Annotated in this window: 14 protein-coding genes; 6 read left to right on the top strand and 8 right to left on the bottom strand. The window is 64.4% G+C overall.

Annotated features, from left to right (window positions below; genetic code table 11):
• On the top strand, nucleotides 1-917 hold a 917-nt coding region (locus AC5FRV_RS19975; RefSeq protein ID WP_493562835.1), incomplete at its 5' end, for a pentapeptide repeat-containing protein.
• A 517-nt stretch (nucleotides 918-1,434) separates the two neighbouring features.
• Here the strand turns inward: AC5FRV_RS19975 and AC5FRV_RS19970 are convergent.
• From AC5FRV_RS19970 to AC5FRV_RS19955, 4 genes are all read right to left on the bottom strand, one after another.
• The gene (locus AC5FRV_RS19970) at nucleotides 1,435-1,683 is read right to left on the bottom strand and encodes a type II toxin-antitoxin system HicA family toxin (protein ID WP_493562837.1); all 249 of its coding nucleotides are present in this window, start codon (nucleotides 1,681-1,683) and stop codon (nucleotides 1,435-1,437) included.
• Between the two features lie 3 nt (nucleotides 1,684-1,686).
• Nucleotides 1,687-1,986, bottom strand: a complete 300-nt coding sequence (locus AC5FRV_RS19965) for a type II toxin-antitoxin system HicB family antitoxin (protein WP_493562834.1) — start codon at nucleotides 1,984-1,986, stop codon at nucleotides 1,687-1,689.
• A gap of 260 nt (nucleotides 1,987-2,246) precedes the next feature.
• Nucleotides 2,247-3,536: an MFS transporter gene (locus AC5FRV_RS19960; RefSeq protein ID WP_493562833.1), complete on the bottom strand. Its 1,290-nt coding sequence runs from the start codon at nucleotides 3,534-3,536 to the stop codon at nucleotides 2,247-2,249.
• Between the two features lie 3 nt (nucleotides 3,537-3,539).
• Nucleotides 3,540-4,652 carry an MBL fold metallo-hydrolase gene (locus AC5FRV_RS19955; RefSeq protein WP_493562832.1) on the bottom strand — a complete coding sequence of 371 codons (1,113 nt, stop codon included), beginning with the start codon at nucleotides 4,650-4,652 and terminating at the stop codon, nucleotides 3,540-3,542.
• A gap of 89 nt (nucleotides 4,653-4,741) precedes the next feature.
• Between AC5FRV_RS19955 and AC5FRV_RS19950 the strand changes: the two genes are divergently transcribed.
• The 3 genes from AC5FRV_RS19950 to AC5FRV_RS19940 all read left to right on the top strand — a co-directional run bounded on the left by AC5FRV_RS19950 (nucleotide 4,742) and on the right by AC5FRV_RS19940 (nucleotide 9,272).
• Nucleotides 4,742-5,476, top strand: coding sequence for a helix-turn-helix domain-containing protein (locus AC5FRV_RS19950; RefSeq protein WP_493562831.1), 735 nt, complete (start codon nucleotides 4,742-4,744; stop codon nucleotides 5,474-5,476).
• A 419-nt stretch (nucleotides 5,477-5,895) separates the two neighbouring features.
• On the top strand, nucleotides 5,896-8,442 hold the full coding sequence (locus AC5FRV_RS19945; RefSeq protein WP_493562830.1) for a G8 domain-containing protein: 2,547 nt from the start codon (nucleotides 5,896-5,898) through the stop codon (nucleotides 8,440-8,442).
• Between the two features lie 113 nt (nucleotides 8,443-8,555).
• The gene (locus AC5FRV_RS19940) at nucleotides 8,556-9,272 is read left to right on the top strand and encodes a ferredoxin--NADP reductase (protein WP_493562829.1); all 717 of its coding nucleotides are present in this window, start codon (nucleotides 8,556-8,558) and stop codon (nucleotides 9,270-9,272) included.
• A 97-nt stretch (nucleotides 9,273-9,369) separates the two neighbouring features.
• Here the strand turns inward: AC5FRV_RS19940 and AC5FRV_RS19935 are convergent, their stop codons facing one another.
• Both AC5FRV_RS19935 and AC5FRV_RS19930 read right to left on the bottom strand, forming a co-directional pair.
• A complete protein-coding gene (locus AC5FRV_RS19935; protein WP_493562828.1) occupies nucleotides 9,370-10,209 on the bottom strand; it encodes a DUF7847 domain-containing protein in 840 nt (279 codons plus the stop codon).
• Nucleotides 10,210-10,326: 117 nt separating this feature from the next.
• A complete protein-coding gene (locus tag AC5FRV_RS19930; protein WP_493562827.1) occupies nucleotides 10,327-10,719 on the bottom strand; it encodes a ribonuclease HI family protein in 393 nt (130 codons plus the stop codon).
• Nucleotides 10,720-10,907: 188 nt separating this feature from the next.
• Here AC5FRV_RS19930 and AC5FRV_RS19925 point away from each other — a divergent pair, with 188 nt between their 5' ends.
• On the top strand, nucleotides 10,908-11,645 hold the full coding sequence (locus AC5FRV_RS19925) for an SDR family NAD(P)-dependent oxidoreductase (RefSeq protein WP_493562826.1): 738 nt from the start codon (nucleotides 10,908-10,910) through the stop codon (nucleotides 11,643-11,645).
• A gap of 33 nt (nucleotides 11,646-11,678) precedes the next feature.
• On the opposite strand, the gene AC5FRV_RS19920 is transcribed toward AC5FRV_RS19925, so the two are convergent.
• Nucleotides 11,679-11,879: a hypothetical protein gene (locus AC5FRV_RS19920; RefSeq protein ID WP_493562825.1), complete on the bottom strand. Its 201-nt coding sequence runs from the start codon at nucleotides 11,877-11,879 to the stop codon at nucleotides 11,679-11,681.
• Nucleotides 11,880-11,993: 114 nt separating this feature from the next.
• On the opposite strand from AC5FRV_RS19920, the gene AC5FRV_RS19915 reads away from it, so the two are divergent.
• Complete coding sequence (locus AC5FRV_RS19915) at nucleotides 11,994-13,361, top strand: APC family permease (protein ID WP_493562824.1); 1,368 nt, start codon at nucleotides 11,994-11,996, stop codon at nucleotides 13,359-13,361.
• 4 nt (nucleotides 13,362-13,365) lie between these two features.
• On the opposite strand, the gene AC5FRV_RS19910 is transcribed toward AC5FRV_RS19915, so the two are convergent.
• Complete coding sequence (locus tag AC5FRV_RS19910) at nucleotides 13,366-13,959, bottom strand: LURP-one-related/scramblase family protein (RefSeq protein ID WP_493562823.1); 594 nt, start codon at nucleotides 13,957-13,959, stop codon at nucleotides 13,366-13,368.
• Nucleotides 13,960-14,212: the final 253 nt, after the last annotated feature.

Below are 14,212 nucleotides of genomic sequence, written 5' to 3'. Positions count from 1 at the left end.
GCAGCCGAGAGCCTACGTCGTTTGCGAATGGTGTGACTTTTGAGAGAACGTCTCTTAAGCAAGCAGACTTCACTTCAGTTGATCTGCAAAGTGAAAACTTTTCCAAATGTAATTTAACAGATGCAGTGTTTATAAAGGCAGATCTTCGGGATTCAAATTTTGAATCGGCACAGCTGAGCAGAGCTTCATTATTTGACGCTGATTTAAGGGGTGCAAAATTATCTGGTGTTATAATGGGTGATGTTCGGATAAATGAGGCGACAAAATTCTTAGGAGAAGCCGCCAAGTGTAGTTCAAGATCCCCTCATACTTTGTCCACGCTCCGTTCACGGCAATACTGCGCTTACGACCCAAGCTATGGGGATAACAATCAAGAAGCAGATGCTGCCAAAGCAAAAAGTGTCTATCGAGCGCTAGAAGAGCTAGGAAGGAAGCATGCCCGACCCCGACTGCAAGCACGCTCCTTCATAAGACGTCAGGACATCCAAAAAAACCAGTACAAGCGAGCGGCAAAAGAGGGTATTTCATGGGAAGAACGAGCGATTGCAAGTGTCAGATATAGTCGGGCAAGAGTTGCGCGTGCTACTCTCCTATATGGTGAAAGCCCATGGCGGGTTATCGCTTACAGCCTCGGTGCGATAGTTTTCTTCGGACTGCTCTACCCCTTAGTAGGGATCAGGATGAGCTCTAACCTTGATACTGGAACCGTACTCACGTATGCCGAAATTAGCCAAAATCCGCTTTTACTTTGGAAGAGTTTCTATCACAGTGCGATGCTATTTGCAACTGGCAACCGCTACGGAGGACTGGTTGCGGAAACCCTGCCTGCTGAGGTCCTCACTACGATTGAGGCATTACTTGGCCCCACACTCATTGCACTACTTGTGTTCGTTTTAGGCCGACGAGCAGCCCGGTAGTAGGGGTAATGCGGTCCACATTTAGAAATTACTACCATCAAGCCATCAAGGACTCGATGCACTTTATGCATTTCATTCGATGGAATCAGCAGTTGGATGCCGGGTTCGGTCAGAGCCAAAGATTGGTCATTCTTCTTTGAACTAGTGTTCGATATCACGTGGTCTATCTATTTTCCTGAGCTCAGAAAATCGAGAACTATTTCGTTCGGTATCGACCTGCAGTTACCGTGATTCGACAATAATTCCTGTCACACTAATCGCCAGATTGTGCCGAGATTAGTACGATTCTTTCACGCAGTGTGCTTGACTCCCGACGAGTCCATCCTGTTGTTCCGTCTTGTCGAACTATCCGGCTAGTCGCCGGTAGCGTTATCGAGGCTGTATTTTGCAGTCGAAACGTGAAGGTTAGAAAGTCCGTTTCGAATCGAATTACTACCGATCACTCTTCCTCCCTTGTGGAGTCCAGAATGGCTTCCGTCGAGACGCGAAAGAATCGGTTGCTCTCCACCCTGCGAAGTCAGCAGTTCGCTTCGATCCACTGGCAGCACGCCTCGAAGTCCTCTGCTCCGGACTGTTCGGCGATGTTCCGGAGGGTCCCGACCCTGATACTGTCGTGGATCGGGGCGCTGACGATCCGAATATCGTCGTCGTTCGACGGGTGCTCGTATCGAAGCTTGACGTGACTCCCGGTCCGATCAGCGATGTAGAAACGGTTCTTCATCAGCGCCTTGACGACCTCACGACCAGAGAGATCCCTGGGCATCAGGCGTCATGGAATGAAATCTGGAAGTTCGTCGTTTCCTTCGCGAGCGGCTCCTACTTCGTCGGAGTCGATGCCCATCTCCCTGAGCGCCTCGCGCTCTTCCTCGGGGGTGTCGATAGACTCTCCGGCTTCTCCGTGGTAGAGTGCTACTGCCTCGTCCAGCATCTCCAGGGCCTCCTCGCGAGTCTCGCCCTGGGTGGTGACGCCCGTTTCCACGTCGGTGATGACCCACCAGTCGCCCTCGCGCCACATTCGGATCTCGTCCTCGCGGTCGAGGTCGTCGACGTCGCGCGTGGAACTCGTCATATATCTCACGCTATTGCGGACGCTGGAATAAGCGTTCGGAGCTCACCCTCGGGCGTGGTCCCCTGGAACAGTGGGCGGTCCGAGCGACGACTCGGCTTCCGCCTATCGCTCCGTTTGCCACTCCATCGGCGTCGATATCCATATCCTCAGAGGCCTCACGTCCCTCCGTTCTTGTGATATCACACCGTCGAGGGAGCACACCCACGATCGATTAAGAACTGACGTCGTCAGCAACCCCAAGAAGCAACACTCACCGGCGATCAGTCCTCGGCCACTGTCCGGGCCGATGGGTCTGGCGCGGGGGCGGGCGGTTCGTGCGTCCCGAAGTCGGGGTGGGTCTCCTCCATCCAGACGTACACGACCGCGCCGGAGACGAACATCAGGATGGCGGTGACGTAGAACGCCGCCTCGGCGCTCACGAACTCCATCGAGAGCCCGATCAGAATCGCGCCGACCGCGTAGCCGGAGTCACGCCACATCCGGTAGACGCCCATGCCGGCCGACCGCCACGTCGGGTGGGCCGCGTCGCTGGGAACCGTCATCAGGTTCGGGTACAGCAACGCCATGCCCAGCCCGGAGACGGCGGCTAGGACGGTCCACGGGAGGTACCCATCGACCAACACCATCCCGAGGACGCCGCCGCCCGCGAGGAACATCCCCGCGACCACGGGCGGCCGGCGACCGATGCGGTCGGCGAGCCCACCGGTCGCGATCTGGAGGAAGTACATCGCGCTGTGGACGCCGACGACGACGCCGACCGCTGCGATGCCCAGGCCCTGGCTCGTGAGGTACAGCGGCACGGCGATCCAGAACAGCGTGTCCACGAAGTTCTCTATGTGACCGGCCTGCGCCGCGGCGAACAGCGTCCTGTCGCCGTAGGTCGCCCGCTTGAGCACCTCGTCGAACGGGAGGTTCGCGTCGTGGTCGTCGTCGTCGCCCTCGGCCTGCGCGTACTGCACCGTCTCCCTGATCAGGAAGATAGAGACCAGGAACGCGAGGACGACGACCACGGCGAGGAAGTAGAACGGTTCGGGCCGGAGACTCGTCTGGCCGGCGATGAGGCCAGTGATCCAGGCACCGACGGCGACGCCGCTGTACCCGAACGCCTCGTCGATGCCGACCGCGAGGCCGCGCTGGTCCGGACCCGCCAGATCGATCTTGGCGTTGATCGCCATGCTCCAGGTCAGCGCCTGGTTGATCCCGAGCAGGACGTTCCCGACCGTGATCCAGCCCCAGCTGGGGGCGAAGACGAGGACGAGCGGGAGCGGGAGTGCGGTCGCCCACCCGAGAACGAGGACGGGCTTGCGGCCGTACTCCTCGCCCCACTTCCCGGCGTAGAGGTTGAGGATCGACTTGACGATCCCGAACGAGACGACGAACGAGCCGATGACGAACAATGACTCGACGCCGAGGACGTCCCGGCCCAGGACGGGGACGACGGCGCGTTCGGACCCAATAGTCAGCCCGGTCGCGAACACGAGCAGGACGTGCAGCGAGAACTGTCCGAGGTGCTCGCGGATTCCCTGTCTGAGTTCGGTGGCCGTACTCATGGGTTACTCCGCGGCACAGTTGTTCGGCCCCAGTTCCAGTTCGGCCAGTTCGTCGGCGGGCACCGACTCCTGCCCGACGTTCGTTCGCTTAACGCGCTCGAAGTTCGGCGGGTGGTCCGGGACGTCAGCGGCGAGCGCCTCGACGAAGTCCTCGCGGTCGCGTCCGAGGTCGGCGTTCCGTTCCCTGACGTCACCGAGCGTCGCCGTCACCGGCGGTTCGGGTGAACCGGGGTCGTGGGCCGGCAGGACGACGGCGTCGTCCGGCCGGGCCAGCAGGCGCTGGAGACTCTCGTACAGTGTCGCGGCGTTCTGCTCGATATCTGAGTCCTCGATCCCGGCTTCGACGCCGAGTTCGACGCGACCCACGCTGTCGTGAAAGAGCGTGTCGCCCGTCAGTAGCGCTGCACCGCCGACGTCGAACGAGACGCTCCCCTCGCTGTGTCCGGGGGTGTGAATGACCTCGATGTCGAGACTGCCGACCGTGACGGTCTGTCCGTCCTCGATCGGCGTCGCGTCGATGGCGAGTGCATCCTTCGGGTGGAGATAGTAGGGGACGTCGTGCCGGGCGGCGAGTTCTGCCGCGCCCGAGACGTGGTCGGCGTGAGCGTGCGTGTCGAAGACGCCGACGAGTTCGGCGTCGTACTCGTCGAGGACCGCCTCGTACTCGTCGAGGTAGTGCGAGGGGTCGAAGACGGCGGCCTCGCCGTCGGAGACGAGGACGTGCGAGAGGCAGCCCTTCCCCGGCCGGGCGATCTGGATCAGCGTGCCATCGATATCGGCGGGCACCTCTGCATGCCGGTGGACGCGACTCCAGCCGTTCATCCCGTCCGTGAGCGTCAGTGCGTCGTAGCCCATCTCCCGGAGGACGTCGGTCGCGGTCTGGGAGACGACGCCCGCGGCGCAGACGGTGACGATCTGGCCGTCGTCGGGGAGCTCTGCGAGGGCGTCCTTCGCCGACTCGGGGTCGGCGGTCAGTTCGTCGTAGACGTCGACGTTGCAACTGCCCGGAACGTGCCACTCCTCGAACGCCTGTTCGTGGCGAATATCGAGGACGACGAGGCCGTCGCCGTCGGTCCGCAAGCGGTCACCGAGTCGGTCTGGGGAGATTGCTGGCATCAGTGGTTCCTCGTAGACGAAGAAACCGCATATAGCTCGTGCCGGACATGACCGGCACTCTTAATTCTATCAGAACCGTCCGATCACGTATGAGCCTCTACGAGGCCTCGTTCCGGGTCAAACACGAGTGTCCGTACCGAGAAATCTCGGAACGCCACCCGGACCTCACGATCCGCGAGTGGTACCTGAGCGACTGCCAGGTTATCGAACTCTCCTCCTCGGCGTCCCCGACCGACGAGCTCCGAGACGAGATCGACCAGCTTGGAACCATCCTCCACGAATCGGTCGACGAGTCCGGCCTCCACGTCGTCACGCAGTCCTGTCTCTGTTCGCTCGAGGGTTCCATCATCGAACGGTTCGAGGAGTACAACTGTCTCTACCAGCCGCCGACGATCCACCGCCAGGGGTGGGAACACTACACGGTTATCGCGTTCGACGAGACCGACGTACAGGCCCTCTTGCGGGATCTCGAGGCCGACCGGGACGTCGAGGTGCTCTCGAAGACGGCCATCACGGAACAGCAGATTCCCCACAGCATGCTGGCCCCGGTCGACCAGTTGTTCGAAACGGTGACCGACCGACAGCTGGCGGCCCTCCGGCTGGCGCTCGAGAGCGGCTACTACGAGCAACCGCGGAAGACGTCGCTCCGGGACCTGGCCGACCAGACGGCCGTCGCCCGCTCGACGTACGAAGAACACCTCCGGAAGGCGGAGAACAAGCTCCTCACGAACGCCGGCCAGTTCCTGCGACTGGTGACCGCGGCGTCGTCGGCCGACCCACTGCAGGTCGAGAAGACGCGTCAGTCCGAACAGGCCGCCGACTGAACGGAGCCTGCTCCCGATAGTGAGCGAGAACGTTGCGTCGCTCCGGCCTATCTAGAGCGGTCGTCACGCTGACCGGCTGCGAGGGCGAGCTGCCGCCTGGTCGACCGGGTCAACGGTTGGGGGACTCACCCAGCAAAATCGTTCAGGGTATCGACCGTCGCGTACCGACGCTGTCGTTCCAGGGTAAGTGTATTGCCAGCGGAAAAGGTTGCGTGCAATATCTATAGTACTGGAATTTATTATACTGAAGCCCGATATGAAATCCAGGACGGCTGGTGGCGTTCCCGTCCTGGGGGGTCACGTCCGGGAGCCCGGGGCGCTGGACGGGTGCCGCGGGCAGCCCGGTGAGTGAGCGAGGGCAGTGCGGCGGACGAGAATCTGCGTCCCGAATCGGCGGGACACAATCACGAGAGCAATCTATGACAGAAGAACGTAAATCGAACGAGACGGATCGAACGGGGGCTCTGGGACGGCGACGGTTTCTCCAGGCGACTGGTGGCCTCGTCGCAGCGGGCGCCCTCGGAACGAACGTGGCATCGGCACAGGAGGCGAGCGAACCGAGCAGGTGGTCGGACCCGGCGACCTGGGACGGCTCGCTCCCCGAAGCAGGGGACCAGGTGACCATCGAGGAGGACGATCACGTCGTGCTCGACACCAGCCCGCCGCCGCTGGACGGCGTCCTCGTCAACGGCACCCTCGAGTTCGCCGACGACTCGATCGTCAGCGGCGACAACAGCGGGAGTGGCGGCAGCAGCGACAGTGACGACGGCAGTGACGGCAGCACCGGCAGCGGCAGTGACAACGACGGTACCGATACCGGCGGAAGCGACGATTCCAGCGACGCGGCGTCGTGCCCGGCCCCCTGGGACTCGGGAACGGTCTACAGGCAGGGCGACAGGGCCACCTACGACGGGACGCGCTGGGAAGCCCAGTGGTGGACCGAAGGCGACGAACCGGGTGCCCGTCAGTGGGGTCCCTGGGAGGAACTCGGCCCGTGTGAGGGCACCGCCGACGGCGACGGGAGTGACGGCACGAACCAACTGGTGCTCGAAGAGAGCGGTGACAGTTCCGGACGGTTCGACGGAGAGGGGACCGCCTGTGCGCCCCGGTGGCAGCCCGTCGACTCCCACGACGCCGCCTACACGTCCGGAGACGTCGTCTCCCACGACGGCGCGAACTGGGAGGCCCAGTGGTACACGCAGGACGACGAACCCGGCGAGGCCGACGTCTGGGAGCAGACGGAGGCCTGTTCCATCGTCGCGGGGGCGGACGGCGAGGACGACGGCGACGACGTCGACCTGGAACTCACGACGACGTGGCTGCTCGCCGAGGGGTCGAACTCGCTGATCCGCATCGGGTCGGAGGACGACCCGTACGAACACGAGGCCCGGATCACGCTCGTGGGCCTCGGTCACGAGAACGTCAGAGGCGAGGGCGACATGGCCATCGGGACGAAGTTCCTCGGCACCTGGGACGGCGGGTCGATCGAGATCCACGGCGCCAGTCGGGAGAAGACCGACTGGACGCAACTCGACGCCTCCGCCGACGCCGGTGCGGAAACCATCACGCTCGCCGACGCCGTCGACTGGGAGGCGGGCGACCAGATCGCCATCGCCCCCAGCGGGTCGGACCCCTGGCAGGCCGAACGGCGAGCGGTCGAATCCGTCAGCGGGAACCAGGTGACGCTGGACGAACCGCTCGAACACGACCACTACGGCGCGGTCGAGACCCACGCCGGCACGGAACTCGACATGCGGGCCGAGGTCGGCCTGCTCACTCGCAACGTCGAACTCCGTGGCGACGAACTCAGCTATCGCGACCGGAACCAGGGCGTCGACTCGGAGTACGCCCCCGGGTTCGGCGGCCACGGAATCTTCGCCGACCCCGGCCGGGTCCGGATCGAGGGGCTCGAAGCGTTCCGCATGGGCCAGACCGGCATCCAGGCCAGGTACCCGCTGCACTTCCACCACGGCCACGACCAGGACGGCTCCTACGTCAGGCACAACAGCGTCTGGCACAGCTTCCAGCGCGGGATCAACGCCCACGGCACTGGCAACGTCCTGATCGAAGGCAACGTCGTCTTCGACACGATCGACCACTCCTACATCGTCGAGGAGGGACTCCCAGAAGAGGAGGGCAACGTCTTCCGGGAGAACCTGGCGATCCTCACGAAGAACGTCAGGGAGTCCGACCGGGCCTTCGGGGGCTACCTGGAGAATCCGGGCGACGTCCGCCGGCGACCGAAACAACAGAACAGCTATCGACCGGCCGCGTTCTGGATCTCCAATCCCAGCAACGAGCTCGTCGGGAACCACGCTGCGGGTGGCTACGGCGCGATGGGCTTCTTCTACGACGGCCACGACGAATCGGACGTGGGGCTCGACGCCAGCGAGTTCGAGATCACCTTCGAGGACAACCTCGCCCACTCCTACTCGGTTCGCCCGCAGAAACAGCTGGACGGCTACACCGGTGACGTCTCCGAGGACGCCCTCCTTCGCTCGTGGCGGATGTCGCACTACCAGCACATCTGCCAGGGGATCGGGCTGATGATGCAACTCGAACCGATGGAGATCGACCCCGACGAGATCCCCAAGAATCGGGAGGACCTGCTCACCGGCTTCACCGCCTACAAGTGCGAGCACTCGGGTGTCTGGACGGAGTTCCAGACCTCCATCCTCGCGGACAGCGTCGTCGCGGACTTCAACATCGGTCACTTCGCGATGGGCGGCTCCGAGACCAGGGACACCGTGTTCGTCGGCCGCGACGCGACGGACAACGACGTGGCGCCCCCGCCGACGCGCTTCAAGACCGGCGGCCCGAACCTCGAGGGGCCGGCGCTCCACGACGCCACCGACGGCGGCCAGTACGAGAAGCTGACGCCGACGACCTCGAACGTCGAGTACGTGGACGTCCGACTGGAGCACAACAGCCGCCTCACGCCGTCTGCGCGGACCACGGACGAGTAACGGCGTTACCGACACGGGAGGCTGCTAGGGACTCGGCCGGGCCTCGTTCCCCACCGGCCGGTTTCCGCGGCGAACGACTCCTTTTCCCTGCCCGAATCCTATAGTCGAGTGACATGACTATCCAGGTCACCGTGGCAGACGTCCACCAGATGACGCCCGACGTCAAACAGTTCAGACTCGTCGCCGACGACCACACCTTCGAGTTCCGGCCGGGCCAGCACACCCACATCCATTTCACCGACGACGACGGCGATGAAGTCGAGCGCCCCTACACCGCCATCACGCGGCCGGGAACCAGCCAGATCTGTCTGGCCATCAAGCGCTACGACGACGGGACGGCGTCGGTGTGGATGCACGACCGTTCGCCCGGCGACGAGATCGAGATCGACCCGGTCGACGGCAACCTCTACGTGCGCGAGATGGACCGCGACGCCGTCTTCGTCGCGACGGGGACCGGCATCACGCCGATTTTCCCGATGGTCAAACAGTACGCGCGTGAGGGCGAGGGGCAGGCCCACCTCGTCTTCGGCGAGCGCGACCAGGACCACCTCATCTTCCGCGAGAGCCTCGACCAACTTCGTGCCGAGAACGAGAACCTCGCGGTCGACTACGTCCTCTCGCGGGCCGACGAGGACTGGCCGGGACGAACTGGCCACGTGCAGGACCACCTGCCCGACGCGCTGGACGCGGTCGACCTCGACGCGGCCGATTGCTACGTCTGTGGCGTCCCCCAGATGGTCGTCGAGACGGCGGAACTCCTGGAAGACGAGGGCGCCGACGAGGAGCGCATCTTCACCGAGGGGTGGGAGGCGGACGCGATGGAGGAGTGACCGAGAACGTGCGACGCGAAGCGTTCGAGACGGAAGGGGCCCCTGTATCCGACGGGAGCGGTACGACGCCGGCCCGGCCTGTCCAGGCGGGCACTGCCTACCGATGATTCTCGTAGAACGCGACCGAGAACGCCGACCGGAACGGAATCATGACGACGTTGACGAGGAAGGCGTAGGCCACGAATCCGATCAGTACGAGCATCTCCGTCTCGGCGGGGCCCCCGGTCTGGGTCGCAGTCGCGCCCATCTCCGCACCGGTGGCGCCGTCGCCCAGGAGGATTGCGACCACGACGAGCGCTATCGAGGGCACCCAGAGGAGGGCGCCGACGACCAGTTTGATGAGGCTGAAGCCCAGCGCCGGCACGAAGTTCGACCTGACGAGGCCGACGCTCCGGGAGAACCCGTCGATGACGTCGACGTCGTCCACGACGTAGGCCACGGGATAGAACTGGATGAAGAAGGAGACGAGCAGGTAGAGGAGGCCGACGACCGCGATACCGGCCACCGCGACCACGCCGACGCTCCCCATGATCGCGTTGCTGGGGTCGCCGCCCCCGTTCATTGCCGCGGCCATGCCGAAGCCGACGGTGAAGACCACCACGACGAGGAAGACGACGATGAACACGAGGTCCAGGACGAACCTGATCAGGTTCCCGACGAGCAGCCGAACGTAGCGGTCCTTGCCGACCTTCTTGAACGTCGCTAGCGAGGTTTGCTGTCTCCTCCCCTCGTAAGCCATCGCCAGTAGCCCGGCGATGACGAACGGAGTGATGAAGAACGTCACCATCTGGAACAGCGTCGGAACGAACGGGATACCGAACGTCGACAGCGCGGTTTGCGGAAGTAGGATCGCCGCGTACAGCGCACCGGCCGCGAACAACAGCGGGTTTCGCTTCAGCACGCCGAGCGATTCGGTAAACGACTGGATGGTAGCCATACACTACCGGGTATATACGCCATTATATAGGCAACGGTTTCCCGTTATTTGATGGGGTCCCGGTGGGAGAAGAACGCGATCTGGACGCTCTCCGGCGGTTTCTGCGCCGACCGCATGTTACCGCTGGTCGAGGGCCTCGTTCGCCAGGTCGTCGGCGCCCTCGTTCCTGGAGCGCTTGACGTGGCGGATCTCGAAGTCGTCGAACTCGTCGACCAGGGTGCGGGCCTCCTTGTACAGGGGAATCAGGTTGTCGGCGCCGACGTTGTACTGGCCCCGTACCTGCCGGACGACGAGCTGGGAGTCGCCCTCGGCGATGACCTCGGTGTAGCCCTTCTCGAGGGCGCTCTCCAGGCCGCGGATCAGTGCGGTGTACTCGGCCTCGTTGTTGGTGGCTTCGCCGATGTACTCGTGACCCTCGACGCCGTCGCCGTCTGGGAGGACGCGGTAGCCGATACCGGCCGGACCGGGGTTGCCGCGCGACGCGCCGTCGAACTCGACGATCGTGGTCATACGGGTACCCTATTTCGACGGCGTAAATATTTCACTGTATTCGCGCGACCGAGGCGGATTCGAACCGCCGCAATAGCCGGACTGGCGGGTCAGACCGGCGTAACCTGCACGTCTGCTGTCGGCAAACGGGGTGGGACAGAACCCGTGAGAGCACGACCCTAAAGGGCCGGCCACGCGAACGACGGGACATGACAGCGCCGGACCTCTCGGGACGGACCGCACTCGTCACGGGTAGTGCGAAAGGCATCGGTCGGGAACTCCTGCTCGCTATCGCGGACTGCGGCGCGGACGTCGCGGTGAACTACCGCTCCAGTGCCGAGGCCGCCGCGGAGGTCGCCGACCGCGCTCGCGATCGAGGCGTCGAGGCGACGACAGTGCAGGGCGACGTCACTGACCCGGACAGCGTCGACGAGACGTTCGCCGCCGTCGAGGAGGAACTCGGGACGGTCGACGTGCTGGTCAACAACGTCGGTGCCTTCGCCCCCGAGCACTGGGCGGAGATCGATCTGGCGACCTGGAATCTCGTGCTGGACACGAACCTCACCGGGACCTACCTCTGCTCGAAGCGGGCACTCGACGGCATGCGCGACCAGGAGTGGGGACGCATCGTGAATATCGGCTACGCCTCTGCCGAGCAGAGCATGGTCAGCCCGAAGAACTTCCCGTACTTCGTCGCCAAGAAGGGCGTCCTGATGTTCACCCGGATGCTCGCCGGCGACACCGACGACGACGGCATCACCGTCAACGCCGTCTCGCCGTACGTCGTCGAGAACTCCGACCAGTTCCCCGCCGACCTCCCCCGCGACCGACCGGCGAGTTTCGAAGACATCGCGGCCACCGTCCTGTTCTTCCTCGGCGAGGACGCGGCGTACGTCTCCGGCGAGAATATCGAGGTCGACGGTGGCTGGTTGCCCGAGAAGGTCTAGACCGGCGTCGACGCGACCAGAGAGACCCGGTACTCACTCGGCGTCGCGCTCGGCCCACGGCCCGACGCCGGCGACCGTTCCAAGCGCTCTGGCGACGAGCAGCGGGACGACGACGGCGAGACAGCCCAGGCCGACCCACCGGGCCGGCGGTGGCTGGAGCGCGAGGGAGACGAGGTACAGCGTGCCCACTGGCACGAGCAATTTCGCGAGCAGCGAGCGGTTCTCGTCGGTCATAGCAGCGGTACTGCAGCGACACGGAAAGGGGTACCCGTCGAGATCGTTCCAATTCCGATATGCATATCGAATGTAGAAAACGGTAAATGGACCCTGCCTGAAGGTCGGACCAGAATGTCCGAGGAGTCGACGGCGGTCGAGAACGCGTCGGCCGGTCTGGAACGGCAACTGGGGCTGCTGGACTGCGTCCTGCTGAGCGTCGGCGGGATGGTCGGGTCGGCCATCTTCGTCTTCCCCGGGACGACCGGCCGACTGACCGGCCCCTCGGCGATCGTCGCCTGGATGGGTGCCGGCGTCCTGATGACGACCATCGCGCTCTGTTACACCGAGCTGTCGCTGGCCTTTCCCCAGGCCGGGGGGCCAGCCGTCTTCCCTTACGAGACGCTCGGGCCGTCCCGCGTCGTTCGCGCGTTCGCCAGCTACCTGGAGGGAGTGTCCTACAGCGTCGGCTGGGCGTTCGGCATCACCGTCTCGGCGCTGGCCATCGCCGACTACGTCGGGATGATCGTCCCGGCGGCGAGCGGTCACGCGGTGCCCATCGCCATCCTGGGGATCGCGCTGAGCTTCCTCGTGAACGCGCTCGGCGTGAGCGTCACCAGCCGCATCAATCTCGTGTTCGCCGCCCTGCTCCTGGCGATTCTCGTTGTCTTCGCCGCGCTGGGGCTGGCCCGGGCCGACCCGGCGAACTACCGGCCGTTCGTCCTCGACGGTCCCGTCCAGTTCCTCGCCGCCGTTCAGGTGGCTATCACCGCCTACGGGGCCTGGACGGTCATCCCCGCCAGCGCCGAAGAGATCCGCGAGCCCACACGCACGATCCCGCGCGCTATCGTCGCGTCGCTGGCAGTCTCGACCGTCCTCTACGGACTGGTGCTCGCCGCGCTTCACGGACAGGTCGCGCCGTCGGCGTTCGTCGAGGGGAACCCCGCCGTCACCGCGCCGCTGGGAGTCGCCGCCACGGCCCTCGGGGTCCCCCTGTTGCGGGACGTCCTGCTTCCCTTCGCCGCGCTGGTGGCCATCTTCACGACGATGCTCGTCGGGACGATGAGCGCGGGCCGGGTGCTGTTCGCGCTCGGGCGCAACGGGACCCTGCCCGGCCCGTTCGGTGCCGTCAGCGACCGGTTCCAGGTGCCGTGGGTCGGACTGGCGGCCGTCTCGCTGCTGGCCGGCGCGCTCGCGACGGTCCCACAGTACTTCTTCCAGTTGCTCGTCGTCTCGGCCATCGTCGGTACCGGCCTCCCGTACGCGATCAACCTCCTCTCGTTCGTCGGCCTGCGATACTACCGGACCGACGTCGACCCCGGCTTCCGCGCGCCGGGCGGGTACGCCCTCGCGGGGGTCGCGTTCGTCGCGCTCGGCGTGGCGATGATCGGCCTCGGCCTGACGAACGTCCTCTGGTCGCTTGGCACGGTCGCGTTGCTGACGGGCGTCTTCGTCGTCCGGTACCTGCGGTCGCCGGAGTTGATCGTGGCGCCCGCGGAATAGGCGCTCAGTTGCCTTCCAGCGCGTCGATGGCGATGGCCGACGCGACGAGCGCCTCTTTGTCGGCGTCGCCGCTGTCCTCGACGGTGATCTCGTAGGTGTCTGCCAGCGAGAGCTGGCCGGCGATCTCACCGATGTCGTTGCCGTCCGTGTCCTCGATGGAGTACTTGTGGGGGATCAGCCCCGTGACGACCCCGATGTAGGGAAGGTTGCGGACCAGTTCCAGCAGCGCGCCCCGCGATTCGATCTTCGCGAGCAGGCGCTCGTCGTCCGGGTCCCGGATCTTCCACTTGTGGGAGAGCAGCGTCCAGTTCTTGTCGAGGACGGCGATGGCGTCGCCGCTGTCGGCCTCGGTCAGCGTGTAGTCGCCCGCGTGGTCGAGGATGCTCTCGGCCTTGATCTCGAAGACGTCGTCCCCGTCCGGGTCGGTGAACGGGAACTCCTCTTTCATCTTGAACAGCTTCTGCTTCGCACGGAGGATCAACTCGCCGTCCCCGTCGTACACCTTGTACTTGTTGCGAAGCAGCTTCTGCTTGACCGTGTACTCGTCCCCCGTCAGGTCGACCCCTTCGATGACGTCGCGTTGCGTACCTGTTGCCATCCTGAATCCCTCGCCCGTACCCCTCTCGCAGTAGTATATAAAACCCGTGCCGATTTCGGTGAACGAGTCGGGGCCGTCCCCGTCTGTCGAAGCGGCGCCGATCTGGCTGTCGAAAAGCGTCGCAGTCTGGTGGTTTTTCGCCGGTATCGAGCGCGCTCGAAGCGATCGCTGGACGGGATCGTCATCGCCGCCCAGCGCGCTCCTCGAACGCGATTTCGGCCGATCGGGATCCCGGGCGTCGGTGCCGCGAAAC

It is taken from the genome of Halomicrobium sp. HArcel3 (genome assembly GCF_058933135.1).
This window is presented reverse-complemented; position numbering and strand designations above follow the sequence as displayed.

Bases quoted from the DNA above. Each gene is read 5' to 3' on its own strand.
- AC5FRV_RS19950 (WP_493562831.1), top strand. From the start codon at position 4,742: ATGAGCCTCTACGAGGCCTCGTTCCGGGTCAAACACGAGTGTCCGTAC.
- AC5FRV_RS19910 (WP_493562823.1), bottom strand. From the start codon at position 13,959: ATGGCAACAGGTACGCAACGCGACGTCATCGAAGGGGTCGACCTGACG.
- AC5FRV_RS19930 (WP_493562827.1), bottom strand. From the start codon at position 10,719: ATGACCACGATCGTCGAGTTCGACGGCGCGTCGCGCGGCAACCCCGGT.
- AC5FRV_RS19925 (WP_493562826.1), top strand. From the start codon at position 10,908: ATGACAGCGCCGGACCTCTCGGGACGGACCGCACTCGTCACGGGTAGT.
- AC5FRV_RS19965 (WP_493562834.1), bottom strand. From the start codon at position 1,986: ATGACGAGTTCCACGCGCGACGTCGACGACCTCGACCGCGAGGACGAG.
- AC5FRV_RS19945 (WP_493562830.1), top strand. From the start codon at position 5,896: ATGACAGAAGAACGTAAATCGAACGAGACGGATCGAACGGGGGCTCTG.
- AC5FRV_RS19940 (WP_493562829.1), top strand. From the start codon at position 8,556: ATGACTATCCAGGTCACCGTGGCAGACGTCCACCAGATGACGCCCGAC.
- AC5FRV_RS19915 (WP_493562824.1), top strand. From the start codon at position 11,994: ATGTCCGAGGAGTCGACGGCGGTCGAGAACGCGTCGGCCGGTCTGGAA.
- AC5FRV_RS19955 (WP_493562832.1), bottom strand. From the start codon at position 4,652: ATGCCAGCAATCTCCCCAGACCGACTCGGTGACCGCTTGCGGACCGAC.
- AC5FRV_RS19920 (WP_493562825.1), bottom strand. From the start codon at position 11,879: ATGACCGACGAGAACCGCTCGCTGCTCGCGAAATTGCTCGTGCCAGTG.
- AC5FRV_RS19960 (WP_493562833.1), bottom strand. From the start codon at position 3,536: ATGAGTACGGCCACCGAACTCAGACAGGGAATCCGCGAGCACCTCGGA.
- AC5FRV_RS19935 (WP_493562828.1), bottom strand. From the start codon at position 10,209: ATGGCTACCATCCAGTCGTTTACCGAATCGCTCGGCGTGCTGAAGCGA.